The organism is Mesorhizobium sp. M0496, assembly GCF_040321205.1.
Taxonomy (GTDB): domain Bacteria; phylum Pseudomonadota; class Alphaproteobacteria; order Rhizobiales; family Rhizobiaceae; genus Mesorhizobium.
In genome coordinates this window covers 23,488-49,569 of the sequence record NZ_JAMYRC010000010.1, presented here as the reverse complement: position 1 = coordinate 49,569, position 26,082 = coordinate 23,488, and the positions used below count along the sequence as shown (strand labels likewise).

The window sequence follows — 26,082 nt, the reverse complement described above, 5'->3', positions numbered from 1 at the left end:
CCGGACGACGATGAACGACAAACCAGAGACTGCCGCCCGCCCCGACACCGGCAGTGCGACCAAGGCTTCCGATACGTCGGAAGAGGGATCAAGTCCGAGTCCCGTTACCACTGGTGCTGCCAGCACCGGCAGCGTTGCCAGCGAAACATCGCCCGCCGGTCCCTCCCTGTTCGACCGCGTTCTAGGCCTGTTCAGGCAGCGCAACGGAACCAGCCTGCGTGAGGAAATTGCCGGCGCGCTTGCTGAAACGACGAGCGATGGGGAATCCTTCTCGCCCGGCGAACGCGCCATGCTCAACAACATCCTGCGGCTGCGCGAGGTGCGCGTCGAGGACGTCATGGTGCCGCGTACCGACATCCAGGGAGTCGAGATCACGACGACGCTCGGCGATCTCCTAGGTACCTTCGAACAATCCGGCCATTCGCGCATGCCGGTCTATTCCGAGACTCTCGATGATCCGCGCGGCATGGTGCATATCCGTGACGTACTGGCCCACATCACCAAGATCGCGCGCGTCAAGAAGGGCCGCACGACCAGAAAAACCCCCGTCGCCACGGTTCTCGATCTCGCACAGGTCGACCTTGCGCGTACCATTGGCGATCTCAATCTGATCCGCCCGGTGCTGTTCGTGCCGCCGTCGATGCTTGCCTCCGACCTGATGGGCCGCATGCAGACGACGCGCACGCAGATGGCCCTGGTCATCGACGAATATGGCGGCACCGACGGCCTTGCCTCGCTCGAGGACATCGTCGAGATGGTAGTCGGCGACATCGAGGACGAGCATGACGACGATGAGCCGATGATCACTCAGAGCGGTGACGGCGTGTTCATCGTCGACGGCAAGGCCGAGATCGACGATGTCGCCAAGATGATCGGCGGGGATTTCGCCGCCGGCGAACATGGCGAATATGTCGACACCATCGGCGGCATGATCTTCAACACGCTTGGCCGCGTTCCTGCGCGTGGCGAGGTGGTGCAGGCCATTCCGGGCTTCGAGTTCCACGTGCTCGATGCCGATCCGCGCCGCGTTAAGCGCGTGCGCATCGTGCAGAGCCAGAAGGGCGAGCGCCGGCGGCGCGCCGCACGCACCGAGCAGGCTTAAGCATGATGCTGAAAAGTTGCAGATTTTTCGGATAGACATCATGCGACAAAACAAGGATCTAAGCGCTTAGGGATGACGATCGAAGATCCCTTCAAGCACGCCACCTTGGGGTCGGGGGTGTTCTATAGGGATCCTCGTGCCGCGCTGGACTGGCTTGAAGCAGCCTTCGGCTTCGAGCGCAGCATGGTGGTCAGCTATGCCGAGCGAAGACTTGTTCACGCCGAGATGCGGTTCGGCGACGGCTACATCATCGTCGATTCCGAATGGACCGATTACGTCGCCAGCCCGGCTTCCGTCGCCGGCAAGAACACGCAGTCAGTCTATATCAGGCTGAAGGACGGCATCGATGCCCATTGCGAGCAGGCTCGGACAGCCGGTGCTGACATAATCCAGGAGCCGGCGGATCAGTTCTACGGCGAGCGCCAGTATCGGGCGCGCGATCCCGAGGGCCATGTCTGGACCTTCACGCAGACCATCCGCTCGGTTTCCCGTGAAGAGGCGGAACGGCTGAGCGGCTTGCGGATCGAGGGCTGGCACCGGTAGGACGGTGGCCGGAGCTTGCATCACGGCCATCCATCCGGCGTTTGGAGCGCGGACCGCGGCCTGTTAAATCTTGCGTCGTGATTCGCGCGACTCGGAAGTATGCATGGAGCGCCTGACCGGCCGGATAATTCTGCTTTGGGGTTGGCGGCGCGCGCTCGTGGCGTTTATCGCAGGCGCTTTTGCCGTGCTTGGCCAGGCGCCCTACGATTTCTTCGCCGCCTGCTTCATCTCGTTTCCCCTGCTGGTCTGGCTGCTCGACGGCGCCACCGGCGAAGCTTCAGGCAGCCTGTTCCGTCGCTTGCGGCCGGCCTTCGCCGTCGGCTGGTGGTTCGGCTTCGGCTATTTCCTTGCCGGGCTGTGGTGGATCGGCTCGGCGCTGCTGGTCGAGGCCGACAGCTTTGCCTGGGCGCTTCCCTTCGCGGTGGTCGGCATCCCCTTCGCACTCGCCTTTTTCTACGGCTTCGCGGCCATGGTTGCGCGGCTGTTGTGGAGCAGCGACATCGGCCGCATCGCCGCCCTTGCCTTCGGCTTCGCGCTGGCGGAATGGCTGCGCGACTTCCTGTTCACTGGTTTTCCCTGGAATGCCATCGGCTACGCGGCCATGCCCGTACCGTTGCTGATGCAAAGCGTCTCGGTGACCGGCATGATCGGCATGAACGCGCTCGCGGTGTTCGTCTTCGCGCTGCCGGCGCTGCTGGCGACGCGCCGGCATCTGCGCCTCGGCGCGGCGCTGTTTGTCGTGCTTGCCGCCGCCCATGTCGGCTTCGGCTATGTCAGGCTTGCCGCTCCCGAAAAGCCGGCGGCGCGCAGCCTCGATGTCCGCATCGTCCAGCCGGCTGTGGACCTGTCGGAAAAGTGGGACGCCTCGGTGCGCGACCGCATCTTCGCAACCTTGATGGGGCTATCGGCCAAGGCGCCGGTGTCGGGCCATGAAAAGCCGCAATTGATCCTGTGGCCCGAAACCTCGGTGCCGTTCCTCTTCACCGAGCGTCCGGACGCATTGACGGCGCTAGGCGACATGCTGGGACCCGGCCAGAGGCTGATCGCCGGCGTCGTCCGCGAGGAAGGCGGCTCGGCCGCGAATGCCGACAGCCGCTACTACAACTCCGTGGTGGCGATCGACGACAAGGGTGAAATCACTGATGCAGTCGACAAGGTTCACCTGGTACCGTTCGGCGAATACCTGCCTTTCTCCGATCTGCTCGAGCGTTTCGGCATCGAGCAACTGGTTGCCGGGCCGATGAGTTTTGCGGCCGGCAATGAGCGGCACGCCATCGCCCTGCCCGACGGCATCCGTGCGTTGCCATTTATCTGTTATGAGGTGATCTTTCCCGATCTCGTAGCAGTTGACGCTACGTCAGCACAGCTTATTGTGAACGTTACCAATGATGCGTGGTTCGGCGACACGCCGGGTCCGTATCAGCATTTCAGGCAGGCCCAGATCCGTGCTGTGGAGAATGGATTGCCATTGCTGCGCGCTGCCAACAACGGCATCTCGGCCGTCGTTGATCCGCGCGGGCGCATCGTCGATGCGCTGGCAATCGACGCCCGCGGCGCCATCGATGCCCATGTACCGATTTCCGAACAGGCGGTCATATCTCCCGGCCAACGGCGCATTAACGGAATGCTGATCATGTTGCTGTTTGCCATCGCCGCCACACTGTTGAACGTAAGGCAAAGGCTACGGGTGAATTGACAGCCCGCACATTAGAAACTCATACTGTAAGCGCCTGAAATTTCTCGAAGTCGGTGGATCGTTCTGTTGGGGCAGTTGCCTCCGGCGTCGTTTGGGCAGGAAAAAATAGAGAAGCCGAAAAAATTCGGCGAGGAAAAAATGACAGAAGACAACAAGAAGAAACCGAATCCGATCGACATCCATGTCGGCAGTCGCATCCGGCTTCGCCGCAACATGCTGGGAATGAGCCAGGAGAAGCTGGGAGAAAATCTCGGCATCACATTTCAACAGATTCAGAAATATGAAAAGGGCACCAACCGCGTCGGCGCCAGCCGTCTGCAGGCGATCGCGTCCATCCTCGGCGTGCCTGTCGCCTTCTTTTTCGAGGATGCGCCCGGTCAGGAGGCCGTGGCGGGCCGTGGATTTGCCGAGGATGCGTCGATGGCTTTCGCCGTCGAATTCTGCGGCAGTCCGGAAGGACTTCAGCTCAACCGGGCCTTTGTCAAGATCGCCGACGCCAAGGTGCGCCGCCGGATCATAGACCTGGTCAAGTCCCTCTCCACCGACGATGCCGACTGATCCGCAATCACGCTTGGGCCGGCGGCGCCTTGCCGCCGGTGGCCCAAGATAACCGCATCGACATTCATGCCAGAACCGAAGCACCGCTTGACGAGCGGCGCTTTGCCCCGCTAACACGTGGCGCGCCAAAGTCGGCAGCCTGCCGATCGTTTTTCAAGAGGGGACACCCGTGACGCGGCAGAACTACTTCTTTACCTCGGAATCCGTTGCCGAGGGCCATCCCGACAAAGTCTGTGACCGGATCTCCGACGAGATCGTCGATCTGGTCTATCGCGAAGCCAAGAAGACCGGCATGGACCCATGGAAAGTTCGTGTCGCCTGCGAGACGCTTGCGACAACCAACCGCGTTGTTATCGCCGGCGAGGTGCGCGTCCCCGAGACGCTGCTGAAGAAGGACAAGGCAGGCAACATCCTCACGGATGCCGCAGGCCATCCGGTCGTCAATCCGGCCAAGTTCAAATCGGTCGCCCGCAAGGCGATCCGCGAAATCGGCTATGAACAGGCCGGCTTCCACTGGAAAACGGCGAAGATCGAGGTCTTGTTGCACGGCCAGTCGCCGGATATCGGCCAGGGCGTCGACAACGCCTCCGACCGTCAGGGCGAAGAGGGTGCCGGCGACCAGGGCATCATGTTCGGCTATGCCTGCCGTGAGACGCCGGATCTGATGCCGGCACCGATCTACTACAGCCACAAGATCCTCGAACTGCTGGCAGCTGCCCGTCACGAAGGCAGCGGTGAAGCCGGCAGGCTCGGGCCGGATGCCAAGAGCCAGGTCACCGTTCGCTATGTCGACGGCAAGGCCGCCGAGGCGACGCAGATCGTGCTGTCCACGCAGCATCTCGATGCGAGCTGGGATTCGAAGAAGGTCCGCAAGGTCGTCGAACCCTATATCCGCGAGGCCTTGGGCGAGCTGAAGATCGCCGACAACTGCATGTGGTACATCAACCCGACCGGCAAGTTCGTCATCGGCGGGCCGGACGGTGACGCCGGCCTGACCGGCCGCAAGATCATCGTCGACACCTATGGTGGGGCCGCACCCCATGGCGGTGGCGCCTTCTCCGGCAAGGACACCACCAAGGTCGATCGTTCGGCGGCCTATGCGGCGCGCTATCTGGCCAAGAATGTCGTGGCGGCGAAACTCGCCGACCGCTGCACCATCCAGCTTTCCTACGCCATCGGCGTTGCCCAGCCGCTGTCGGTCTATGTCGACCTGCACGGCACCGGCAAGGTCGACGAGGCAAAGCTTGAGGAGGCGCTGCGCAGCGTGATGGATCTGTCGCCGTCCGGCATCCGCCGCCATCTCGATCTCAACAAGCCGATCTATGCCAAGACGTCGTCCTACGGCCATTTCGGCCGCAAGGCCGGCCGCGACGGGTCTTTCTCCTGGGAAAAGACCGACCTCGCCAAGGCGCTCAAGGACGCGGTCGCCGCCTGATAGCGGCGCCGCAAAGTCCCGCCATGGCCCCGAAGGACAGACCAAGCCGCGCGACCGAAGCCTTCTTCGGTCGCCGGCGCGGCAAGACTATGCGTCCGCAGCAGGCAGCCGCATTGGAAAGCGGTTTCGGCATATATCGGCTCGATCTATCGGCCGGGCCGCCGGCCGATCTGTCCACTCTGTTTGAAGCCGATGTTTCGGCGGTTCGCCTCGAAATCGGCTTCGGCGGTGGCGAACATCTCCTGCATCGCGCGACCGAGGCGCCCTCGATCGGCTTTATCGGCGTCGAGCCGTTCGTCAACGGCATGGCCAAGATGATGATGGCGGTGCGGGAGAAGCCGCTCGCCAATCTGCGGGTCTATGACGACGACGCCACCCGGCTGCTCGATTGGCTGCCACAAGCCTCGCTCGACGGCATCGACCTGCTCTATCCCGATCCCTGGCCGAAGAAGAAACATTGGAAGCGGCGCTTCGTCAGCCCGGTCAATCTCGAGCGGTTCGCGCGTGTGCTGAAGCCGGGTTCAAAATTCCGCTTTGCGTCCGATATCGACACCTATGTCAATTGGACCTTGCTGCGTTGCCGTGCGCATGGCGCGTTCGTATGGCAAGCTTCGGAGGCGGCGGACTGGCATCGGCCTTATGACGGCTGGCCGGGCACGCGTTACGAGGCGAAGGCCATTCGAGAGGGCCGGCGGCCGGCCTATCTTACCTTCGTTCGGAAATAGCCGGTGGCTTGAAGGGCGCTTTGCCTCGAAGGGAACCTCACGTTCCCGCGTGGGGCTAACGGGTCTTAGAAACGGCGGCCGATACGGTCGAAGGCGGCAGGTTCGACGCCGAGGTTGCGCAGGTCGTTGGCGCGCGGCCTGCGGCCGGCTTCGACGGCCCGTGAGGCGGCCACGGCGCTGCCGAATACGGTGAAGAAATCGCCGATTGCCGAATATATCTTGCGGTTGCTCATGATCATGTCCTTTCGCGCACGAGTGGCGCGCGGCCACATTTGTGCAGCGCAACATAAATAGGCGCGTTCAGCCCCAATCACATGGGTGTTGCCGCATAGGCGCCATGCGCCCCATGCAATGCTGGCGCCGGCCGCCTCGACGGCGGCATTGCCCGACCCGCATAGGGCTCCGAACTCAGGTCAACAAAAACCTGACGACAGCCCGTTCGGCGGTGTCGGCAACTTTTGTGCCGGCAGCCTTTCACGATAGGAATTTTTTCTTGACTCCGTGCCCTCAGCTATGGTACATATTCATCCATGGTGCTGATTTGCGCCAGTAACCCGCCGCACAGGCGGGTTTTTCGTTTGATGCTCCGTCAGCCAACGCGCTGGCGAAGGCTGCGAAGGAACCCGTTAACCCGAGTTCTCTGCCCTGCGACCCGCACGGCGGGCTTGAAACACCGGCCGCGATCGTTTATATCAGCCTCAAATTCTTGGTCGGTATGACGAAGAGTGGGTCCACCCGGTCCCGCTCTTTTTTATTACCTGCCGATAACTTCGGATAGAGCGACAGGATCTCAATGACTGCAACGGCAAGCGAGGGCGACGATCGCATCATCCGCGAAAGCGGCATCGATGCGCGCATCGCGCTGATCGTCCAGCCGGTTCTGCGCGGCATCGGCTTCCGCCTCGTGCGGGTGCATCTGTCGGGCCAGAACGGGCTGACGCTGCAGATCATGGCCGAGCGCGAGGACGGCACCATGACCGTCGAGGATTGCGAAGAGGTCAGCCGCGCGGTGTCGCCGGCGCTCGACGTCGATGATCCGATCGAAAAGGCCTATCACCTTGAGGTCTCGTCGCCCGGCATCGACCGGCCGCTGGTCCGCAAATCGGATTTCACGACCTGGCAGGGTCATCTGGTCAAGATGGAAACATCGATCGTCGTTGCCGACCGCAAGCGGTTCAAGGGCAAGATCGTCGAGGCCGGCGAAGACGATGTGCTGATCGAGCGCGAAAAGGCCGCCTATGGCGAGGAGCCGACGGTTCGTGTCCCTTATGACGCGATTTCCGAAACGCGCCTGATCCTGACCGACGATCTCATCCGCGATGCCCTGTCGAAGGACAACAGGGCGCGCAAAGAAGCCAAAAAACGTCGCGGCGAACCGGACGACGATGAGTCGGGTACGGAAGCGGACGCCACCGAAGAACACGAACAGGAACTATGATTGAGCTGCCGGGCGCAAAGGTCCGGCAAACAGGCTCTGGAGAAAAACGATGGTTGTAAGCGCCAACAGACTTGAACTGCTGCAGATCGCCGACGCGGTCGCGCGTGAAAAGTCGATCGACAAGTCGATCGTCATCGCCGCCATGGCCGATGCGATCCAGAAGGCGGCACGTTCGCGTTACGGCCAGGAGACCAACATCCGCGCCGACATCAACCCGAACACCGGCGAGATGAAGCTGCAGCGGCTGATGGAAGTGGTCGAGAAGGTCGACGACTACGCCACGCAGATCGCCATTTCCTCGGCCCGCGAGCGCAATCCCGACGCCCAGCTTGGCGACTTCATCGCCGAACAGCTGCCGCCGATGGATTTCGGCCGCATCGCTGCCCAGTCGGCCAAGCAGGTCATCGTGCAGAAGGTCCGCGAGGCCGAGCGCGATCGCCAGTATGACGAATACAAGGACCGCATCGGCGAGATCGTCAACGGCACAGTCAAGCGCGTCGAATACGGCAACGTCATCGTCGATCTCGGCCGCGGCGAGGCGATCATCCGTCGCGACGAATTGATCCCGCGCGAAAACTACAAATACGGCGACCGCGTCCGCGCTTACGTCTACGACGTGCGCCGCGAGCAGCGCGGCCCGCAAATATTCCTGTCGCGTACCCATCCGCAGTTCATGGCCAAGCTGTTCACCATGGAAGTGCCGGAAATCTATGACGGCATCATCGAGATCAAGTCGGTCGCCCGCGACCCCGGCTCGCGCGCCAAGATCGCGGTCATATCGCGCGACAGCTCGATCGATCCGGTCGGCGCCTGCGTCGGTATGCGCGGCAGCCGCGTCCAGGCCGTCGTCGGCGAATTGCAGGGCGAGAAGATCGACATCATTCCGTGGTCCCCATCGGCGGCGTCCTTCATCGTCAACGCGCTGCAGCCGGCGGAAGTCGCCAAGGTCGTGCTCGATGAGGATGCCGAACGCATCGAAGTCGTGGTTCCCGACGACCAGCTGTCGCTGGCCATCGGCCGCCGCGGCCAGAACGTGCGGCTGGCTTCGCAGCTGACCGGCTGGGATATCGACATCCTGACCGAGGCCGAGGAATCCGAGCGTCGGCAGAAGGAATTCGTCGAGCGCTCGTCGCTGTTCATGGAAGCCCTCGACGTCGACGAGATGGTCGGCCAGGTGCTCGCCTCCGAAGGCTTCACCAGCGTCGAGGAAGTCGCATATGTCGATTCCGGCGAGATCGCCTCGATCGACGGCTTCGACGAAGACACCGCTTCGGAGATCCAGACCCGCGCTCGCGAATATCTGGAGAAGATCGAAGCCGAACACGACGACAAGCGCAAGGCGCTCGGCGTCTCGGACGAACTGCGCGAAATCCCCGGCGTCACCACTGCCATGATGGTGACGCTTGGTGAGGACGGCGTGAAGACGATCGAGGACTTTGCCGGCTATGCCGCCGACGACCTGACCGGCTGGAAGGAACGCAAGGACGGCGAAACCAAGGTATTCCCCGGCGTGCTGGCCAATCATGGCGTGACACGCGCCGATGCCGAGCAGATGGTTCTTGCCGCCCGCCTCAAGGCTGGGTGGATCACCGAAGACGAGCTTGCGGCCGAAGAAGAATCGGCTGACGAAGCCGTTGGTGCGTGAGGTGAAACCGCATCGCACCGAACCCGCCCTTGGACGAGATGAACGATCGCACCTGCATCGTCACCCGCAGGCAGGCCGAACCGGATGAATTGATCCGGTTCGTCGTCGGCCCGGATTCGGCTGTCGTTCCCGACATCAAGAGAAATTTGCCCGGCCGCGGTTGCTGGGTGAGCGCCGACCGCCTACATATCGACAAGGCTGCGGCGAAGAACCTTTTCGCTCGCGCCTTCAAGGCACAGGTGGTCGTGCCGCTCGATCTTGGCGGCATGGTCGACGGGTTGCTTTCCAGATACGCCTTGGGCATGCTTGGTCTTGCCCGCAAGGCGGGCGCGATTGCGCTGGGTGCCACCAAGGTCGAGAGCGCTGTACGCGGCGGATTGGCGCTTTTCGTGCTTCACGCGACCGAGGCGTCCGACGACGGTGTGCGCAAGATCAGCCAAGCGCGACGGGCGACAGTCCATCTCGGCGGCCCTGCTATCCTTGCCTACAAACTTTTCTCCGAGGCCGAGTTGAGCTTGGCATTGGGGGGTACAAATGTGATACATGCTGCCGTTCTCGCGGGAGACGCGGGCAGGGCGGTCCAGAAGCGCATGGTTGCGCTCGACCGGTATCGGGGCGGTTCCCCGGACGATCTGGCAATGCTTGCGGCTGTTGCTGACGAAGATGATGCCGCAGAGGATATGGAATGAGCGATACGAAATCGGGTGACGACAATACGCTGAGTGTGACGCCGAAGAAGACCTTGACGCTGAAGCGCCCCGGTATGGAACAGGGCACTGTGCGCCAGAACTTCTCGCACGGCCGCACCAAGCAGGTCGTCGTCGAAACCAAGAAGCGCAAGTTCTCGATGCCCGGCGACAAGCCGGAGCCGGTTGGAGCCCCCGTCTTCACACCGAAGCCGGCGGTCGTGGCCGCACCCGTCGTGCAGGAAGCGCCGAAGGCGCCGCCACCCCCGCCACCGGCCCCGGTCGAGCGCAGCGGCATGGTGCTCAACGAACTGTCGCGCAGTGAAATGGAAGCACGCCGCAGGGCGCTCGAGGGCTCGAAGGTTCGTGAGGTCGAGGACCGTCAGCGCGCCGCCGAGGATGCCAAGCGCCGTGCCGAGGATGAAGAGCGCCGCAAGCGCGAACGCGATGAATCCGCACGCCGCCAGGCCGAGGAAGAGGCGCGGTTGCAGACCGAGGCCGAGTCCCGCCGTCGGGCCGAGGAAGAGGCGCGCCGCCGCGCGCCGCTGACCGCCGAACTGGCGACGACCGATGACGAGGAACAGGTCAAGCCGAAGCGGACCGGTGCCGGTGTGCCGGTGCGCCGTCCGGTCACGCCCGAAGTGGCGCGCCCGGCCAAGCCGACCAAGAGCGAGGAAGACCGCCGCCGTGGCAAGCTGACGCTGAATTCAGCATTGTCCGACGAAGATGCGCGAGCCCGTTCGCTGTCGTCGATGCGTCGACGCCAGGAAAAATTCAAGCGCGCGATGCACAATGAGCCGCGCGAGAAAGTCATGCGCGAAGTGATCCTGCCAGAGACGATTACCATCCAGGAATTGGCGCAACGCATGTCCGAGCGTGCGGTCGACCTGGTCAAGTTCTTCATGAAGCAAGGCCAGATCCTGAAGCCGGGCGACGTCATCGACGCCGACACGGCCGAACTGGTTGCTACCGAATTCGGCCATACGGTTCGCCGCGTTGCCGAGTCCGACATCGAGGAAGGCCTGTTCAACATCGCCGACAATGCCGAGGACCTGGTGTCGCGTCCGCCTGTCGTGACGATCATGGGCCACGTCGATCACGGCAAGACCTCGCTGCTCGATGCCATCCGCAACGCCAACGTCGTCTCCGGCGAAGCCGGCGGCATCACCCAGCATATCGGCGCCTACCAGGTCGAGAAGAACGGTCACAAGATCACCTTCATCGACACGCCCGGCCACGCCGCCTTCACGGCGATGCGTGCTCGTGGCGCCCAGGCGACCGACATTGCCATCCTGGTGGTTGCGGCCGACGACAGCGTCATGCCGCAGACGATCGAATCGATCAGCCATGCCAAGGCGGCCGGCGTTCCGATCATCGTGGCGATCAACAAGATCGACAAGCATGATGCCGATCCGCAGAAAGTGCGCTCCGAACTGTTGCGCCACGAGGTCTTCGTCGAATCCATGGGTGGTGAAGTTCTGGACGTCGAAGTGTCGGCGACCAAGGGCACCAATCTCGACAAGCTGCTCGAGGCGATCCTGCTGCAGGCCGAAATTCTCGACCTGAAGGCCAATCCGGATCGTACCGCCGAAGGCGTCGTCATCGAAGCCCAGCTCGACAAGGGCCGTGGTCCCGTCGCCACCGTGCTGGTGCAGACCGGCACGCTGATGCCAGGCGACATCCTTGTTGCCGGCAACGAATGGGGCCGGGTGCGCGCGCTGGTCAACGATCGTGGCACGCAGATCAAGGAAGCGCCGCCGGCGATGCCGGTGGAGGTGCTTGGCCTGCAGGGTACGCCGCAGGCCGGCGATCGCTTCGCCGTGGTCAACAACGAGGCCCGTGCCCGCGAGATCACCGAATATCGCCAGCGTCTGGCGCGCGAGAAGGCGGTTGCCAAGCATGCCGGCCAGCGCGGTTCGCTCGAGCAGATGATGTCGCAGTTGCAGACGAGCGGGCTGAAGGAATTCCCGCTGGTCATCAAGGGCGACGTGCAGGGCTCGATCGAGGCGATCAACGCGGCGCTGGACAAGCTCGGTACCGACGAAGTGCGTGCGCGCATCGTCCATGCCGGCGCCGGCGCCATCACCGAAAGCGACGTCTCTCTGGCGGAGACTTCCGGTGCCGCGATCATCGGCTTCAATGTCCGCGCCAACGTCCAGGCGCGTGCCGCAGCTGTGGCAGCGGGCATCGAGATCCGCTACTACTCGATCATCTACAATCTCGTCGATGACGTGAAGGCGGCTTTGTCGGGCCTGCTGTCGCCGGAGCGTCGCGAGACCTTCATCGGCAATGCGCAGATCCTCGAAATCTTCGACATCACCAAGGTCGGCAAGATCGCCGGCTGCCGTGTCACCGAAGGCAAGGTCGAGCGTGGTGCGGGCGTGCGCCTGATCCGCGACAACGTCGTCATCCACGAAGGCACGCTGAAGACCCTGAAGCGCTTCAAGGACGAAGTTTCGGAAGTCCCAGGCGGTCAGGAATGCGGCATGGCCTTCCAGAACTACGAGGACATGCGCGTCGGAGACGTCATCGAGTGCTTCCGCGTCGAGATGGTGACCCGGACGCTCTGAGTTGGAGTGACTGTTTATACGGGCGGTGGTCGAAAGGCCGCCGCCCAAGGTCTATTGAGAATGGCCCATATGAGACATGCGGCGCGGTCCCATCCCGCGCTTCACGCTTTCAGGATTGAGAAAAATGCCCCGTCCAACAGCATCCACCCCATCCCAGCGCATGCTGCGCGTCGCCGAACAGGTGCGCCATGCGCTGTCCGAAACCTTGCAGCGCGGTGAGATCATCGATCCGCTGATCGAGAACACCGTGGTGTCGGTCTCGGAAGTGCGCATGTCGCCCGACCTGAAGGTCGCCACGGCTTTCGTCTCGCCGCTCGGCGCCAAGGATACCGATGCGGTGGTCGAGGCTCTGAACAAGCATGCGAAATTCGTCCGTGGCCGTGTCTCCGGCGCATTGCGGCAGATGAAGTTCATGCCGGAGTTCCGCTTCAAGCTCGACACCTCCTTCGATAATTTCGCCAGGATCAACGACCTGTTGAAGTCGCCCGAGGTAGCGCGCGATCTGGGTCCTGAAGACCAGGACAAAGACGACAACAAGGACATCGAATAGTGGCGCGTCGCGGCAAGAAGAAAGGCCGGCCGATCTCGGGCTGGCTGATCCTGGACAAGCCGGTCGGCATGGGCTCGACCGAAGCCGTCTCCAAGATCAAATGGCTGTTCCAGGCGGAAAAGGCCGGCCATGCCGGTACGCTCGACCCGCTCGCCTCCGGCATGCTGCCGATCGCGCTTGGCGAGGCCACCAAGACCGTGCCTTACGTGCAGGACGGCGCCAAGATCTATCGCTTCACCGTGGCGTGGGGGCAGGAGCGCTCCACCGATGACCTAGAAGGTCCGGTGACCAAGGAGTCCGACCTGCGGCCGTCGGAAGCCGAGGTGCTTACCCTGCTGCCGAAATACACCGGCGTCATCATGCAGACGCCGCCGCAATTCTCGGCCATCAAGATCGCGGGTGAGCGTGCTTACGATCTGGCCCGCGATGGCGCGACAGTCGATATTCCACCACGCGAGGTCGAGATCGGCCGGCTCGATATTGTCGGGCACAACGCCGACCATACGGTTTTCGAAGTCGAATGCGGCAAGGGCACTTACGTGCGCTCGCTGGCCCGCGACATGGGCCGCGACCTCGGCTGCTTCGGCCATATTTCCGAATTGCGCCGGGTCGAGGTCGAGCCGTTCACCTCGGAGGATTTCGTCACCATCGCCGAGCTGGAAGCCGCCCGTTTCGGCGTACAGGATGAAGACAGCTCGGAGGCGACGGATGTCGCCGACACGATAGAAGCCGCCGACACGACAGAAGTCGCTGACGCGGTGGAAGCGCCAATCGACTTCGACGCCATCGACGCGCTTCTGGTCGATACATCGGCTGCCCTCGACTGCCTGCCGCAAATCGCCATCAGCGACGATGCGGCGACCAAGATCCGCCTTGGCAATCCGGTCATCATTCGTGGCCGCGACGCACCGGTGGAAGCCGAGGAAGCCTGCGCCACGGCGCGCGGCAAGCTGGTCGCCATCGGAGCGATCGAGCAAGGCATGTTCAAGCCCAAGCGGGTCTTTGCCGGCTGAGCGCACTCATCTAATGTCTGCGGGACATAGCGTTAGAGGGGCTCCATGGCAAAGGCTGAGGCGATCAAGAAGCGGGCGCCGGTGAAGACGCGGCGGCCGCCGGTCGGCGCGTCGCCGGGCACGTTGATCGCCGACCCGTCGGCGCGGCGCAGCGAACTCAGGCTGACGCTGATCTCGCCCGAAAAATTCAAGACCATCGAAAATGCCAGCATCGACGACCTCAACACCCATTGCGACAAATGGCCGGTCATCTGGCTCGACTGTACCGGCCTCGCCAACATCCAGCTGATCGAGGAGATCGGCCGCATTTTCAGCCTGCATCCGCTGGCACTGGAGGACGTCGTCAACACCGGCCAGCGGCCCAAGGTCGACTTCTTCGAGGACCATGCCTTCGTCGTCGTCAGGATGATCGACGATGTCACGTCGCACCGCTATGAGCAGATCGCCGTCTTCTTCGGCAGCAACTTCGTCGTCACCTTCCAGGAACGTGAAGGGGATCCCTTCAATCCCGTGCGCAAGCGCATCGAAAGTTCGGCGCCCAACCGGTTGCGCGCGCGCGGTGCCGACTACCTCGCCTATGCGCTGATCGACGCCGTCGTCGATAGTTATTTCCCGCCGATCGAGTCGGCCGGTGAGATGGTCGACAGCATCGAGGACGAGATGCTGCATTCGCCGCACAAGCATCAAATGCGGCAGCTGCATGAATTGCGGCGCGATGCCAATGTGCTGAAAGGGGTGCTGTGGCCGATGCGCGACGCGCTGGCGACGTTGATCCGCAACGACGTGCCCTACGTGAAGGCCGAAACCAAGATCTTCCTCAACGACACGCTCGACCATTCGCTCAGGCTGATCGAACTGGTCGAAACCCAGCGCGACATGCTGACCGGCCTGATCGAGATGCATCTGTCGCTGAGCCAGGCGCGCACCAACGACGTCATCAGCTATCTCACCATCGTCTCGGTCATCTTCATGCCGCTGACCTTCCTGGTCGGCATCTGGGGCATGAATTTCGATCCAGGGTCTTCGCCCTGGAACATGCCGGAACTGAAGGCGTACTACGGCTATCCCTTATCGCTTCTGTTCATGGCGCTTGTCGCGTTCGGGCTGATTGCCTTCTTCAAATGGAAGAAATGGCTCTGACAAGGATAGAACCGGCCATTTTTGCCTGAAAAGCCGGCTTGTGAATTGGGCTGGTGTTTTCCGGGGAATTGCACTATATGCGCCGCAGCATAGCGCTAAGACGCTTTGCCTGCACCGGCCCCTGCTGGACGACATCCCGGCTGAGGGCGACCCGTTTCCTCAAACAGATAAGGAAAAACACGATGTCGATTACTGCCGAGCGCAAACAGGAATTGATGGGTGAATTCGCAACCGCCAAGGGCGATACCGGGTCTCCGGAAGTCCAGGTGGCCATCCTTTCCGAGCGCATCAAGAACCTGACCGACCATTTCAAGGACCACAAGAAGGATAACCATTCCCGCCGTGGTCTGCTCGCTCTCGTCTCCCAGCGCCGCAGCCTGCTTGATTATCTCAAGCGCAAGGACGACGCGCGCTATCAGACGCTGATCGAGAAGCTCGGTCTGCGCCGTTGACGAATTGACCGGCGGGCTTTCTTCGGAGAGTCCGCCGGTCGCGCATTCTGCCAGTCGCATCGACTGGCCAGACCCGGTTTCGATCGTGCAGAGGGCACTCGAAACCGCCCATGGACGGTCATGGGGCAGGATTGCAGGACGCTCGTGCGCTCGCCCGCGCCGAAATTACCCGAGCCTCCCGTTGTCTTGCCCGTGGCTGCCCGAGAAAGGAAGCCAGGGAAAGGGCATCCGCGCACCGTGAAACGGCGCGGCCCTTTCCTCATATTAAGGACAAGATATGTTCAATCACCACAAAGTGGAAATCGAATGGGGCGGTCGTCCGCTCATCCTCGAAACCGGCAAGATCGCCCGCCAGGCTGACGGCGCGGTGCTCGCCACCTACGGCGAGACCAAGGTTCTCGCTACCGTCGTTTCGATGAAGGAGCCGAAGCCCGGCCTCGATTTCTTCCCGCTGACCGTCAACTACCAGGAAAAGACCTACGCCGCCGGCAAGATCCCGGGTGGCTATTTCAAGCGTGAAGGCCGTCCGAGCGAGAAGGAAACGCTGGTTTCCCGCCTCATCGACCGCCCGATCCGCCCGCTGTTCGCCGCGGGCTACAAGAACGACACCCAGATCGTCGTCACCGTCGTCCAGCACGATCTCGAGAACGATCCCGACATCCTGTCGATCGTTGCCACATCGGCTGCCCTGACGCTTTCGGGCGTGCCCTTCATGGGCCCGATCGGCGGCGCCCGCGTCGGCTACATCAACGGCGAGTATGTGCTCAACCCGCATGTCGATGAGATGCAGGAATCGAAGCTCGACCTGATCGTCGCCGGCACCACCGACGCCGTGCTGATGGTCGAGTCCGAAGCCAAGGAACTCGGCGAAGAGCTGATGCTCGGCGCCGTCATGTTCGGCCACAAGGGCTTCCAGCCGGTCATCGACGCCATCATCAAGCTGGCCGAAGTTGCCGCCAAGGAGCCGCGCGACTTCACCGCGCCGGACTATTCCGCCCTTGAAGCCGAGATGCTGAAGATCGTCGGCGACGAGCTCAGCACTGCCTACAAGAACGTCGACAAGCAGAAGCGCTACGCCGCCGTCGACGCCGTCAAGGCGAAGGTCAAGGCCGCGTTTGCCCCGGCTGAAGGCGAAGACGCCAAGTACACCTCCGAGCAGATCGGTGCCGTGTTCAAGGAACTCCAGGCCAAGGTCGTGCGCTGGAACATCCTCGACACCGGCTCGCGCATCGATGGTCGCGACCTGAGCACGGTCCGCAAGATCGTCTCGGAAGTCGGCGTCCTGCCGCGCACCCATGGTTCGGCGCTGTTCACCCGCGGCGAGACCCAGGCGCTGGTCGTTGCCACGCTCGGCACCGGCGAGGACGAGCAGTATGTCGATTCGCTGACCGGCATGTACAAGGAGAAGTTCCTCCTTCACTACAACTTCCCTCCCTACTCCGTCGGTGAGACCGGCCGCATGGGTTCGCCAGGCCGTCGCGAAATCGGCCATGGCAAGCTCGCCTGGCGCGCCATTCGCCCGATGCTGCCGAGTGCCGACCAGTTCCCCTACACGCTGCGCGTCGTCTCGGAGATCACCGAGTCCAACGGCTCGTCGTCGATGGCCACCGTCTGCGGCACCTCGCTGGCGCTGATGGATGCCGGCGTGCCGCTGGCCAAGCCAGTCGCTGGTATCGCCATGGGCCTGATCAAGGAAGGCGAGCGCTTCGCGGTTCTGTCCGACATCCTGGGTGACGAAGATCACCTCGGCGATATGGACTTCAAGGTCGCCGGCACCGCCAACGGCATTACCTCGCTGCAGATGGATATCAAGATCGAGGGCATCACCGAGGAGATCATGAAGATCGCGCTGGACCAGGCCAAGGATGGCCGCCAGCATATCCTCGGCGAGATGGCGCATGCTCTGACCGGCGCGCGTGCGGAACTCGGTGAGTTCGCGCCGCGCATCGAAGTGATGCACATTCCGACCGACAAGATCCGCGACGTTATCGGATCGGGCGGCAAGGTCATCCGCGAGATCGTCGAGAAGACCGGCGCCAAGATCAACATCGAGGACGACGGCACGGTCAAGATCGCTTCGTCCAACGCCAAGGAGATCGAGGCGGCGAAGAAGTGGATCCACACCATCGTCGCCGAGCCGGAAGTCGGCGAAATCTACGAAGGCACGGTCGTCAAGACCGCCGACTTCGGCGCTTTCGTCAACTTCTTCGGTCCGCGTGACGGCCTCGTCCACATCTCGCAGCTTGCCAACGACCGGGTCGCCAAGACCTCGGACGTGGTCAAGGAAGGCGACAAGGTCTGGGTCAAGCTGATGGGCTTCGACGAGCGCGGCAAGGTCCGCCTGTCGATGAAGGTCGTCGACCAGGCCACCGGCAAGGAACTCGCCCGCGACAAGAAGACCGAAGGCGAAGAAAACGCCGCCTGATCGGCCTGAACACACAATCGAAGCGGGCGCGCCGGTAGGTCGCGCCCGTTTTCATTTGAAGGGGGCATGGGAATGTCTGCTGAGGCGTTGAAGACGCTTTTTCATCCGTTCGAGGCCGAGGCTGTCGCCTTGCCGCAGAAGGGTGAGCGCGTTCTCTTTCTCGGCGCCGAACCGGGTTTTCGGTTGCCCGAAGGTTTCCAGGCCGCGCTTCATCTCGTGCAAGGCTTCCGGCCGCATTTTCGCGCGCTGCAGACCTCCGGCGTCATCGTCACCGCACAAGCGGAAGGCGACGGTTTTGATATGGCACTCGTGCTAGCCGGAAGGCATCGCGGGCTGAACGAAGTGCGCATTGCGCAGGCACTTGAGCGCGTGGCGCCAGGCGGCCTGGTCGTCGTTGCCGGCGGCAAGGACGATGGCATTGCCAGCCTGCGCAAGCGCGTTGACGAGCTTGTGCCGCTTGAAGGTCATCTGCCGAAATATCACGGCATCGCCTTTTGGTTTCGCCGTCCCGCCGATCTGGCCGCCGCGGAAGAATTGCATGCCGCCAATCCCGCCTTGCTGGTCGAAGGCCGGTTCCATACCGCGCCCGGCATGTTTTCCTTCGACCGGATCGATACCGGCTCGAGATTGCTGGTCGAGAACCTGCCCAATGATCTGCGTGGCAGCGTTGCCGATTTCTGCGCCGGCTGGGGCTATGTGGCCGCCGAGATCGCCGCCCGTTCACCCGGCATTTTGGCGCTCGACCTCCATGAGGCCGATTTCGCTTCGCTCGAAGCCGCGAAGCTCAATCTGGCAGGGGTTAGCCAGTCGATCGCCAGGAATTTCTTCTGGACCGATCTGCTGAAGGAACCGGTCGAGAAGCGCTACGACGCGATCGCCATGAACCCGCCGTTTCACCGCAGCCGTGCGGCCGAGCCCGAGATCGGGGCCGGGATGATACGCGCGGCGGCCAAGGCCCTGAAACCCGGCGGGCGGCTGTTCATGGTCGCCAACCGCCAGCTTCCTTATGAGCCGATCCTGTCGGCAGCCTTTTCGAGCCATGCCGAACTCGCTCGCGACGGCATGTTCAAGATATTGTCGGCGCGCCGCTAAAGCGCCGCGACGATTTCAATTTGCTGAAGAGGACACCGGCTATCGCAGAAATTGCGACAGCTGGAATGGCGACTATGGCCAGCACGCCAGTCAAGTCGATGTAGTGCTCCCACGCGCTAGGTGGAGGGGGAGGCGAAATGAGCGCCAGTCCTCCCCACAAAACGACATTCAGCAAAGCACAGCCGACGAAGCCGATCGCTCATACCCATTTGGCGTGAAGTCGAAACGAACAAAGCGAAATGAAAATGCCCAGAAAAAGCAAACCTGGACCATGACTTGCGGCGAACACGGTCCAAAGATCGGATGCGGCGAGGGTCCCATTCCAAGGCCGAACCAGCGCAAGCAGCAGAAGTGCACTTGGCACGGACACCATCAGTATGCCGAGACAGCCCTGGAGAAGAGGATATCGTTTCAATCGAGATGCACTCCTGCAACGGCTGGAATCATGACATCGCTGATCGAGGCCCGCGAAGGACGTCTGCGGCGCCAGATTTTCCGCCTGGCGTCAATGCAGATTGGCTACGCGCCGGACTTCGTCGGTGACATGCGCGTCGCCAACCCTGAACTTGAGTGGTGCCGGCCGGCCGAACAGGTAGCCTTGCACTACCTCGCAGCCAGCCGCCCTGAGCAGCGTCGCCTGGCTTTCGGTCTCGACGCCTTCGGCAATGATGCTGACGCCGAGCGCCCGCGAAAGCCCGACGATGGTCGAGACGACCGCGCCGGAGCTGGAATCGGTATCGAGGCGGCTGACGAAGGACCGGTCGATCTTCAGCTTGCCGAACGAGAAGTCGATCAGGTAGCTCAAATTAGAATAGCCGGTGCCGAAATCGTCGACTGCGACCGAGATGCCCATGTCCGCAAGCTGCTTCAGGATGGCGGCGGCGCGGTCGCGATCCTGCATCATCGCCGTCTCTGTCACTTCCAGCTCTAGCCGCGACGGCTTGATGCCGGTGCTCGTCATGGTGTCGCGCACGATACCGACGAAGTCCTTGGTCATGAACTGCACGGGCGAGATGTTGACGGCGACGAAACAGTCGTCGGGCAGATGCCGGGCGTCGCTGCAGGCCTTGCGCAGCACCCATTCGCCGATCGGGCCGATCATGCCGGTTTCCTCGGCGATCGGGATGAACTCCATCGGCGGGATCATGCCGCGTTCGGGATGCCGCCAGCGAATCAACGCTTCGTAGCCGACGATGCGGCCGGTCGGGAGATCGAGCTGCGGCTGATAGTGAAGATCGAAGTCACCGCGCTCGAAAGCTGTATTCAGTTCGGATTCGATCCATTGGCGATGATCGGCGACCCTACCCATTTCGGCATGGAAGACAGACCAGTTGCCGATGCCGCTGGCGCGCGCATTCTGCAACGCCAGATTGGAGCGGCGCAGGATGAGGACGGGATCGACGCCGTCCTTTGGCATCGCTACGATGCCCACCGACAGGCTGACCGATTGCATGTGGGTGGTGAGCTCATAGGGCTCCATCATCTCGTCGATGAGCCTCTCGACGGTGCTTTCCAATGACCCTGAAACCTGGTTGTCAGGGAGCAGTATCGCGAATTCGCCGGCGCCGATGCGTCCGATCAGCGCGCGCTGCGGCATGCACGTCTTCAAGCGCTTGGTGAAGGCGCGGATCAACTCGTCGCCCTGGCTGTAGCCGATGGCGTCGTTGATCTGCTTGAACCGGTCGATATCGATATCGATGAGGAACATCGGCTCGCCGGTCCGGCTTGTCGCGCATGCCGCCTCGGCAATCTTGCCGACCATTGCCGGGCGCGCCAAAAGGCCGGTCAGCTTGTCGAAATGGGTTTCCTTGAAGACGAAATCCACCGATTCATCGACGCCGGCGAAGAAGGACATCGCGGCTACCGACGCCGCCAGTGCGCAAAGGGCGGCCAACATCGCGACCATCATGTCCGCCGAGATGCCGGCAAAGCCATCGCCGAGACCGAGCTTCAGGCCCCAGAGTCCGAGGACGAAACTGCCGAGACCCGAGCTTGCTATGGTAAGCAGTCGGAACACCGGTGTTCGCTTCGGGTTGCTGGCGGCGGACATTGAAAGATCCCCAGAGTACGAGGCTTTCTAGCGGATATCTCCTTAAAATGAGTTTCCGCGAATGCGTCCAATTTTATTGGACCGAAAGTATTTCTTGAGAGGGTTAAAGCGCGTCGCGTTGAAACGGATTCCGTCGGCGCATTTTAAGCTTTTGTTTTATTAATGTCGTTGTCCCAAGACCGCTGCGCACTCTTGGGCGACATGCATTAGTCTCGTCCGCCGTCGGTCTGCTTCAATTCGTCGAGCGTCGGCATGGAAACGATGTGATAGCCGGAATCGACATAGTGGATTTCGCCGGTAACGCCGGAAGACAGATCCGACAACAGATAAAGCGCGGAGCCGCCGACTTCGTCGATGGTCACCGTGCGGCGCAGCGGTGAGTTGCGCTGTTGGTAGGAGAACATGTGGCGGGCGTCGGAAATCCCGGCGCCGGCAAGCGTGCGCACCGGTCCAGCCGATATGCCGTTCACCCTGATGGCGCGCGGACCGTAGTCGTTGGCGAGGTAGCGCACGCTGGCCTCCAGCCCTGCCTTGGCGACGCCCATGACATTGTAGTTCGGCATGACGCGGACCGATCCCGCATAGGTCAGCGTGATCATCGATCCGCCGTTCTGCATTAGTGCGGCGGCATGGCGGGCGACCTCGGTGAAGGAGTAGCAGGAGATCACCATGGTGCGGACGAAATTGTCCCGGCTGGTGTCGGCGTAAAGGCCTTTCAGCTCGTTCTTGTCGGAAAAGCCGATGGCGTGGACGACGAAATCCAGCCCGCCCCATTCCTTGCCCAGGGTCTCGAACGTGGCGGCGACCGAAGCGCTGTCCTCGACGTCGCACGGCACCACCAGCGAGGCACCGAGCTTGTCGGCCAGCGGCTTGACCCGGCGCCCGAAGGCATCGCCCTGATAGGTGAACGCAAGCTCCGCCCCATGTTCGGACAATTTCCGGGCAATGCCCCAGGCGATCGAATGATCGTTGGCGACACCCATGACAAGCCCGCGCTTGCCCTTCATCAATCCGTCCATGGCCGGCAATCCTTATTAAAAAACAACGCTGGCCTTATGCGGAATAGCGCTGGAAAACGAGCGTCGCGTTGGTGCCGCCGAAGCCGAACGAATTAGACAAAACAGTGTCGATCCTGGCGTTGTCGATGCGCTTTCGCACGATCGGCATGCCCTCGAATTCGGGGTCTAGGGTCTCGATATGGGCGCTTTCGCCGATGAAACCGCCCTGCATCATCAGGATCGAGTAGATGGATTCCTGCACGCCGGCCCCGCCCAGAGAATGGCCGGTCAGCGATTTTGTCGAGGTGATGTAGGGCATCTTTTCGCCGAACACCTCGCGGATCGCGCCCATTTCCTTGGAATCGCCCACTGGCGTCGATGTGCCATGGGTGTTGATGTAGTCGACCGGCGTGGAAACGGTGGCCAGTGCCTGGCGCATGCAGCGGACCGCGCCCTCGCCTGAAGGGGCAACCATGTCGTAGCCGTCCGAGGTCGCGCCGTAGCCGACGATCTCGGCGTAGATCTTGGCGCCGCGCGCCTTGGCATGCTCGAGCTCTTCCAGCACCAGCACGCCCGCGCCGCCGGCGATGACGAAGCCGTCGCGATTGGCGTCATACGCGCGCGAAGCAGTCGATGCCTTGTCATTAAATTTCGACGACATGGCGCCCATGGCGTCGAACAGGTCCGACATCGTCCAGTCGAGATCCTCGTGGCCGCCGGCAAAGACCATGTCCTGCTTGCCCCACTGGATCAGTTCGTAGCCATTGCCGATGCAATGCGCCGAGGTCGAACAGGCCGAAGAGATCGAATAGTTGACGCCGTGGATCTTGAACCAGGTGGCAAGCGTTGCCGATGCGGTCGACGACATCGCCTTCGGCACCGCGAACGGACCGATACGCTTGGGACTGCCGTTCTTCAGAGTGGTCTCGGCCGCCTCGAAGATGGTGCGGGTGGATGGTCCGCCCGATCCCATGACGATGCCGGTACGCTCATTGGTGATGTCGCTCTCTTCGAGGCCCGCATCCGCGATCGCCTGATCCATGGAAACGTGGTTCCAGGCCGCACCTTGGCTTAGGAAGCGCATCGCCCGGCGATCGATCATGGCCGATGGATCGAGTGTCGGCGCGCCCCAGACCTGGCAACGGAAGCCATGCTCGGCGAACGAATCGGAGAAGCTGATGCCGGATCTGGCGTCATACAGCGAGGCTTGCACCTCGTTGGCATTGTTGCCGATCGACGACACGATGCCGAGGCCTGTGACTACGACACGTCTCATTCGCAACTCCTTCCAGGGATGCTGGCCAGGGGGGGCGGCCAGGGCTGCGGTCAAACGACCGCCGACTGCTTGGACAGACCGACCTTCAGATCCGTTGCCGCGTATATGGGCTCGCCATCCGCCTTTAGCCAGCCATCGGCGATGCCGAGCACCAGCCGGCCTCGCATCACGCGCTTGAAGTCGATGCCATACTCGACCTTCTTCACCGAGGGCGTGACCATGCCCTTGAATTTCACTTCACCGGTCGACAGCGCCATTCCTTTGCCGGGTTCTCCGAGCCAGCCAAGATAGAAGCCCGTCAATTGCCACATGGCATCGAGGCCGAGGCACCCCGGCATGATCGGATTGCCGATGAAATGGCAGGCAAAGAACCACAGGTCCGGCTTGATGTCGAATTCCGCGCGGATGAAACCCTTCTCGAAGGCGCCGCCCGTCTCGCTGATCTCGGTGATACGATCGAACATCAGCATGGGAGGATAGGGAAGCTGGGCATTGCCCGGTCCGAACAACTCGCCGCGGGCGCAGGCCAGCAATTCGTCATACTCGTAGCTGGATTTACCCGTCATCAACCTCATCCCCATACCGTTTCGGGCTATCGGGTGCCCTTGTCGTTGGCTTCCTAACACAATCTGTTTCAGGCCGGAAACCGGCGTTTGCGCTTAACCTGCTCGTCTGCCTGGGTCAATGCGCGCTATTGATCGCATTCGGACGACAGAATATATCTCCTGAAAGGTCCGGTATCGGCAGAAGTTCATTATTTTGCCATTCTGGACGTGTCTTGGGGCGGAACTGTGGGGTTCGACGAGAAGATGGACCTGGACGGCCGGAAGGAAAATGTCGCTGTGGACAAGCGGGTCCGTGAAGCCGGCCTGAGGCCGACGCGTCAGCGCATTGCGCTGGCCGACCTGCTTTTCGCCAAGGGCGACCGTCATCTGTCGGCCGAGGAACTGCACGAGGAGGCCGTCGCCGCCGGCGTGCCAGTATCGCTGGCCACCGTCTACAATGCCCTTCACCAGTTCACCCAGGCGGGACTGTTGCGCATCCTCGCCGTCGAGGGCGCGAAGACCTATTTCGACACCAACACCTCCGACCATCACCATTTCTACATCGAAGGCGAGAACCGCATATTCGACATAGACAGCGGTCCGGTGACCGTTGCCAACCTGCCGGAGCCGCCGGAGGGCATGGAGATCGCCAATGTCGACATCGTGGTGAGGCTGCGCCCCAAGCGCCGCGAATGACCGGCGAGGGATTGAAGCCGCTTGATCTGACGATACGGCTCGAATGGGCAATCGTTACGGTGGGCGCCGTCGTGTTTTATGCGTCGACCGGCGTTTCCTGGTGGCTCTTCGGGTTGCTTATCCTGGCGCCGGATCTGTCGATGTTCGGCTATCTGGCGGGACCGCGCGTCGGTGCCCTTGCCTACAACGCGTTGCATATTCTGATCGTGCCCGTGCTGCTGCTGCTCGCCGGGCACATGGGGGGCAATGCGGCCGCGATGGCGGTTGCGCTGATCTGGATCGCCCACATCGCCATCGACCGTGCGCTGGGTTACGGCCTGAAGCTGCCAACCGGCTTTCAGGACACCCATCTCGGCCGCATCGGGCGCCAAACGACTACCGTCTGATACAGGCGGCCATACCGCTCGTTGCTCCGTCAGATACCGCCGCTCGACACCGGCATCGCGGAAACCGTCTGTAGCATTCGTTCCGTCGTGTCGAACAGTTCTTGTGCGAGACCAAAAAGCCGGGGATAGGGCGAGAACACCAAAACCGGGTTCAAGGCGCGGACCATCACGCCGGTTGCTTGTTCGCTGACCACGAACTTCAACGGCGCTTCTGGCACGGCGCTGGGATCGGTCAGCAACAGGCGTGCCATGTATCGGGGATGGAACCAAAGCAGTTGACGAAGCCGAATGGTGATGATCCCGCCTTTCTGGAGCAGGGCCTGCGGATCGATCTCATGGATGATCCACAGCTCGGCAGCAGCGATGGCGTCGCGAAGCCAGAGCGCGAAGCCAGAGCGCGAAGCGCCTCTTGTCGTTGCCGTGATTGCCGGGCCTATATCGGATACCGCGTCCTTCTGACTCTCTCGGTGAGGTGGTCAGTCCTTGACCCGTTCGCCGGGATAGGCACCCCAGACAACCGACTGGGCAAGCCAGCCGGTGTGACCATCCAACGTCATTTCGCACCACTGGCCGTCACAGGATTTGATCGTGCCCATGACACCAGGCTCGACCATCGCGATCACCCTTGCGTCCTTGTCGGGGCTGTTGAGAAGATTGATCTGGGCGCCCTTGCCGCGCTGCCACGGTGCGACGATTGCCGTGCGCCGGCCGGAAAGCAGCGACTGGTTGATCCAGCCCTCCGAACCATCGGCATCGCGCACGCGCCGCCATGTGTCGAATTCCTGGATGATCTCCATCGGCAGGCCGGCCTTCATATACATCCAGTCGACCGAGTAGTTGGCGCCGGGGCCGACGCGCGAGTTAACGCGGCCGGATTTCAGGCTGACGAATCGCGGCAGCGGCAAACCGCTCGGCCCGAGCGTGACGACGCTCTGGGCAGGTGCTGCGGCACTCTGCGCCGCGGCAAGCGGAGAATAAAGCAAAGCGCCGAGAAGTGCTCCGCTGAGGGTCAGGCGAAACGACGCGAAACCAGACACTTTCATTCCTTTCGGCGCTTGCCT

At 62.2% G+C, this 26,082-nt stretch carries 25 protein-coding genes; 18 read left to right on the top strand and 7 right to left on the bottom strand.

Going from position 1 to position 26,082, the window contains the following annotated elements; translation table 11 throughout:
- Positions 1-10: 10 nt before the first annotated feature.
- The 6 genes from NKI73_RS11975 to trmB all read left to right on the top strand — a co-directional run bounded on the left by NKI73_RS11975 (position 11) and on the right by trmB (position 6,059).
- Positions 11-1,102, top strand: a complete 1,092-nt coding sequence (locus tag NKI73_RS11975; RefSeq protein ID WP_352629757.1) for a hemolysin family protein — start codon at positions 11-13, stop codon at positions 1,100-1,102.
- A 72-nt stretch (positions 1,103-1,174) separates the two neighbouring features.
- Positions 1,175-1,645 (top strand): VOC family protein, encoded by a 471-nt coding sequence (locus tag NKI73_RS11970; RefSeq protein ID WP_352629755.1) that lies wholly within the window; start codon positions 1,175-1,177, stop codon positions 1,643-1,645.
- 103 nt (positions 1,646-1,748) lie between these two features.
- On the top strand, positions 1,749-3,341 hold the full coding sequence (gene lnt / locus NKI73_RS11965; protein ID WP_352629753.1) for an apolipoprotein N-acyltransferase: 1,593 nt from the start codon (positions 1,749-1,751) through the stop codon (positions 3,339-3,341).
- Positions 3,342-3,479: 138 nt separating this feature from the next.
- Positions 3,480-3,899 carry a helix-turn-helix domain-containing protein gene (locus NKI73_RS11960; protein ID WP_352629751.1) on the top strand — a complete coding sequence of 140 codons (420 nt, stop codon included), beginning with the start codon at positions 3,480-3,482 and terminating at the stop codon, positions 3,897-3,899.
- Between the two features lie 169 nt (positions 3,900-4,068).
- Positions 4,069-5,334 (top strand): methionine adenosyltransferase, encoded by a 1,266-nt coding sequence (gene metK / locus NKI73_RS11955; protein WP_352629748.1) that lies wholly within the window; start codon positions 4,069-4,071, stop codon positions 5,332-5,334.
- Between the two features lie 23 nt (positions 5,335-5,357).
- A complete protein-coding gene (gene trmB, locus NKI73_RS11950) occupies positions 5,358-6,059 on the top strand; it encodes a tRNA (guanine(46)-N(7))-methyltransferase TrmB (RefSeq protein WP_352629747.1) in 702 nt (233 codons plus the stop codon).
- Between the two features lie 65 nt (positions 6,060-6,124).
- Here trmB and NKI73_RS11945 read toward each other — a convergent pair whose 3' ends face one another.
- Positions 6,125-6,292 (bottom strand): hypothetical protein, encoded by a 168-nt coding sequence (locus tag NKI73_RS11945; protein WP_352629745.1) that lies wholly within the window; start codon positions 6,290-6,292, stop codon positions 6,125-6,127.
- Between the two features lie 560 nt (positions 6,293-6,852).
- Here NKI73_RS11945 and rimP point away from each other — a divergent pair.
- From rimP to NKI73_RS11895, 10 genes are all read left to right on the top strand, one after another.
- Positions 6,853-7,497, top strand: coding sequence for a ribosome maturation factor RimP (rimP, locus tag NKI73_RS11940; RefSeq protein WP_352629742.1), 645 nt, complete (start codon positions 6,853-6,855; stop codon positions 7,495-7,497).
- 49 nt (positions 7,498-7,546) lie between these two features.
- Positions 7,547-9,142, top strand: coding sequence for a transcription termination factor NusA (gene nusA, locus NKI73_RS11935; RefSeq protein WP_352629740.1), 1,596 nt, complete (start codon positions 7,547-7,549; stop codon positions 9,140-9,142).
- 38 nt (positions 9,143-9,180) lie between these two features.
- Entirely contained in the window at positions 9,181-9,831 is a 651-nt protein-coding gene (locus tag NKI73_RS11930; RefSeq protein ID WP_352629738.1) for an RNA-binding protein, read from the top strand.
- Positions 9,828-12,398, top strand: coding sequence for a translation initiation factor IF-2 (gene infB / locus NKI73_RS11925; protein ID WP_352629736.1), 2,571 nt, complete (start codon positions 9,828-9,830; stop codon positions 12,396-12,398). Before NKI73_RS11930 ends, infB begins: the two co-directional genes overlap by 4 nt.
- 124 nt (positions 12,399-12,522) lie before the next feature.
- Positions 12,523-12,948: a 30S ribosome-binding factor RbfA gene (gene rbfA / locus NKI73_RS11920; RefSeq protein ID WP_352629734.1), complete on the top strand. Its 426-nt coding sequence runs from the start codon at positions 12,523-12,525 to the stop codon at positions 12,946-12,948.
- On the top strand, positions 12,948-13,961 hold the full coding sequence (truB, locus tag NKI73_RS11915; RefSeq protein ID WP_352629732.1) for a tRNA pseudouridine(55) synthase TruB: 1,014 nt from the start codon (positions 12,948-12,950) through the stop codon (positions 13,959-13,961). The genes rbfA and truB overlap by 1 nt, the downstream gene beginning before the upstream one ends.
- Positions 13,962-14,006: 45 nt before the next feature.
- The gene (gene corA / locus NKI73_RS11910) at positions 14,007-15,101 is read left to right on the top strand and encodes a magnesium/cobalt transporter CorA (RefSeq protein WP_352629730.1); all 1,095 of its coding nucleotides are present in this window, start codon (positions 14,007-14,009) and stop codon (positions 15,099-15,101) included.
- Positions 15,102-15,178: 77 nt separating this feature from the next.
- Positions 15,179-15,553 (top strand): 30S ribosomal protein S15, encoded by a 375-nt coding sequence (gene rpsO, locus NKI73_RS11905; protein WP_274533684.1) that lies wholly within the window; start codon positions 15,179-15,181, stop codon positions 15,551-15,553.
- 277 nt (positions 15,554-15,830) lie between these two features.
- The gene (gene pnp, locus NKI73_RS11900) at positions 15,831-17,978 is read left to right on the top strand and encodes a polyribonucleotide nucleotidyltransferase (protein WP_352629728.1); all 2,148 of its coding nucleotides are present in this window, start codon (positions 15,831-15,833) and stop codon (positions 17,976-17,978) included.
- Positions 17,979-18,050: 72 nt separating this feature from the next.
- Positions 18,051-19,070 (top strand): class I SAM-dependent methyltransferase, encoded by a 1,020-nt coding sequence (locus NKI73_RS11895; protein ID WP_352629727.1) that lies wholly within the window; start codon positions 18,051-18,053, stop codon positions 19,068-19,070.
- A 505-nt stretch (positions 19,071-19,575) separates the two neighbouring features.
- On the opposite strand, the gene NKI73_RS11890 is transcribed toward NKI73_RS11895, so the two are convergent.
- The 4 genes from NKI73_RS11890 to fabA form a co-directional block, all read right to left on the bottom strand.
- Complete coding sequence (locus NKI73_RS11890; protein WP_352629723.1) at positions 19,576-21,120, bottom strand: putative bifunctional diguanylate cyclase/phosphodiesterase; 1,545 nt, start codon at positions 21,118-21,120, stop codon at positions 19,576-19,578.
- A 206-nt stretch (positions 21,121-21,326) separates the two neighbouring features.
- Entirely contained in the window at positions 21,327-22,139 is an 813-nt protein-coding gene (gene fabI / locus NKI73_RS11885; RefSeq protein WP_352629722.1) for an enoyl-ACP reductase FabI, read from the bottom strand.
- 34 nt (positions 22,140-22,173) lie between these two features.
- The gene (fabB, locus tag NKI73_RS11880) at positions 22,174-23,394 is read right to left on the bottom strand and encodes a beta-ketoacyl-ACP synthase I (RefSeq protein WP_352629720.1); all 1,221 of its coding nucleotides are present in this window, start codon (positions 23,392-23,394) and stop codon (positions 22,174-22,176) included.
- A 50-nt stretch (positions 23,395-23,444) separates the two neighbouring features.
- Positions 23,445-23,960 carry a 3-hydroxyacyl-[acyl-carrier-protein] dehydratase FabA gene (gene fabA / locus NKI73_RS11875; protein WP_352629717.1) on the bottom strand — a complete coding sequence of 172 codons (516 nt, stop codon included), beginning with the start codon at positions 23,958-23,960 and terminating at the stop codon, positions 23,445-23,447.
- A gap of 243 nt (positions 23,961-24,203) precedes the next feature.
- Here fabA and irrA point away from each other — a divergent pair, with 243 nt between their 5' ends.
- Positions 24,204-24,635, top strand: coding sequence for an iron response transcriptional regulator IrrA (gene irrA, locus NKI73_RS11870; protein ID WP_024503471.1), 432 nt, complete (start codon positions 24,204-24,206; stop codon positions 24,633-24,635).
- An 11-nt stretch (positions 24,636-24,646) separates the two neighbouring features.
- On the top strand, positions 24,647-25,021 hold the full coding sequence (locus tag NKI73_RS11865) for a DUF4260 domain-containing protein (protein ID WP_352629957.1): 375 nt from the start codon (positions 24,647-24,649) through the stop codon (positions 25,019-25,021).
- Positions 25,022-25,050: 29 nt separating this feature from the next.
- Here the strand turns inward: NKI73_RS11865 and NKI73_RS11860 are convergent, their stop codons facing one another.
- Entirely contained in the window at positions 25,051-25,386 is a 336-nt protein-coding gene (locus NKI73_RS11860) for a DUF302 domain-containing protein (protein WP_502905647.1), read from the bottom strand.
- Between the two features lie 111 nt (positions 25,387-25,497).
- On the bottom strand, positions 25,498-26,058 hold the full coding sequence (locus tag NKI73_RS11855; protein ID WP_352629714.1) for an SH3 domain-containing protein: 561 nt from the start codon (positions 26,056-26,058) through the stop codon (positions 25,498-25,500).
- Positions 26,059-26,082: the final 24 nt, after the last annotated feature.

Excerpts from the sequence above, each read along its gene's own strand:
- NKI73_RS11975 (WP_352629757.1), top strand. The coding sequence starts at position 11 with ATGAACGACAAACCAGAGACTGCCGCCCGCCCCGACACCGGCAGTGCG.
- NKI73_RS11970 (WP_352629755.1), top strand. The coding sequence starts at position 1,175 with ATGACGATCGAAGATCCCTTCAAGCACGCCACCTTGGGGTCGGGGGTG.
- lnt (WP_352629753.1), top strand. The coding sequence starts at position 1,749 with ATGGAGCGCCTGACCGGCCGGATAATTCTGCTTTGGGGTTGGCGGCGC.
- NKI73_RS11960 (WP_352629751.1), top strand. The coding sequence starts at position 3,480 with ATGACAGAAGACAACAAGAAGAAACCGAATCCGATCGACATCCATGTC.
- trmB (WP_352629747.1), top strand. The coding sequence starts at position 5,358 with ATGGCCCCGAAGGACAGACCAAGCCGCGCGACCGAAGCCTTCTTCGGT.
- NKI73_RS11945 (WP_352629745.1), bottom strand. The coding sequence starts at position 6,292 with ATGAGCAACCGCAAGATATATTCGGCAATCGGCGATTTCTTCACCGTA.
- rimP (WP_352629742.1), top strand. The coding sequence starts at position 6,853 with ATGACTGCAACGGCAAGCGAGGGCGACGATCGCATCATCCGCGAAAGC.
- nusA (WP_352629740.1), top strand. The coding sequence starts at position 7,547 with ATGGTTGTAAGCGCCAACAGACTTGAACTGCTGCAGATCGCCGACGCG.
- NKI73_RS11930 (WP_352629738.1), top strand. The coding sequence starts at position 9,181 with ATGAACGATCGCACCTGCATCGTCACCCGCAGGCAGGCCGAACCGGAT.
- infB (WP_352629736.1), top strand. The coding sequence starts at position 9,828 with ATGAGCGATACGAAATCGGGTGACGACAATACGCTGAGTGTGACGCCG.
- rbfA (WP_352629734.1), top strand. The coding sequence starts at position 12,523 with ATGCCCCGTCCAACAGCATCCACCCCATCCCAGCGCATGCTGCGCGTC.
- corA (WP_352629730.1), top strand. The coding sequence starts at position 14,007 with ATGGCAAAGGCTGAGGCGATCAAGAAGCGGGCGCCGGTGAAGACGCGG.
- rpsO (WP_274533684.1), top strand. The coding sequence starts at position 15,179 with ATGCGCCGCAGCATAGCGCTAAGACGCTTTGCCTGCACCGGCCCCTGC.
- pnp (WP_352629728.1), top strand. The coding sequence starts at position 15,831 with ATGTTCAATCACCACAAAGTGGAAATCGAATGGGGCGGTCGTCCGCTC.
- NKI73_RS11895 (WP_352629727.1), top strand. The coding sequence starts at position 18,051 with ATGTCTGCTGAGGCGTTGAAGACGCTTTTTCATCCGTTCGAGGCCGAG.
- NKI73_RS11890 (WP_352629723.1), bottom strand. The coding sequence starts at position 21,120 with ATGTCCGCCGCCAGCAACCCGAAGCGAACACCGGTGTTCCGACTGCTT.
- fabI (WP_352629722.1), bottom strand. The coding sequence starts at position 22,139 with ATGGACGGATTGATGAAGGGCAAGCGCGGGCTTGTCATGGGTGTCGCC.
- fabB (WP_352629720.1), bottom strand. The coding sequence starts at position 23,394 with ATGAGACGTGTCGTAGTCACAGGCCTCGGCATCGTGTCGTCGATCGGC.
- fabA (WP_352629717.1), bottom strand. The coding sequence starts at position 23,960 with ATGACGGGTAAATCCAGCTACGAGTATGACGAATTGCTGGCCTGCGCC.
- irrA (WP_024503471.1), top strand. The coding sequence starts at position 24,204 with ATGGACCTGGACGGCCGGAAGGAAAATGTCGCTGTGGACAAGCGGGTC.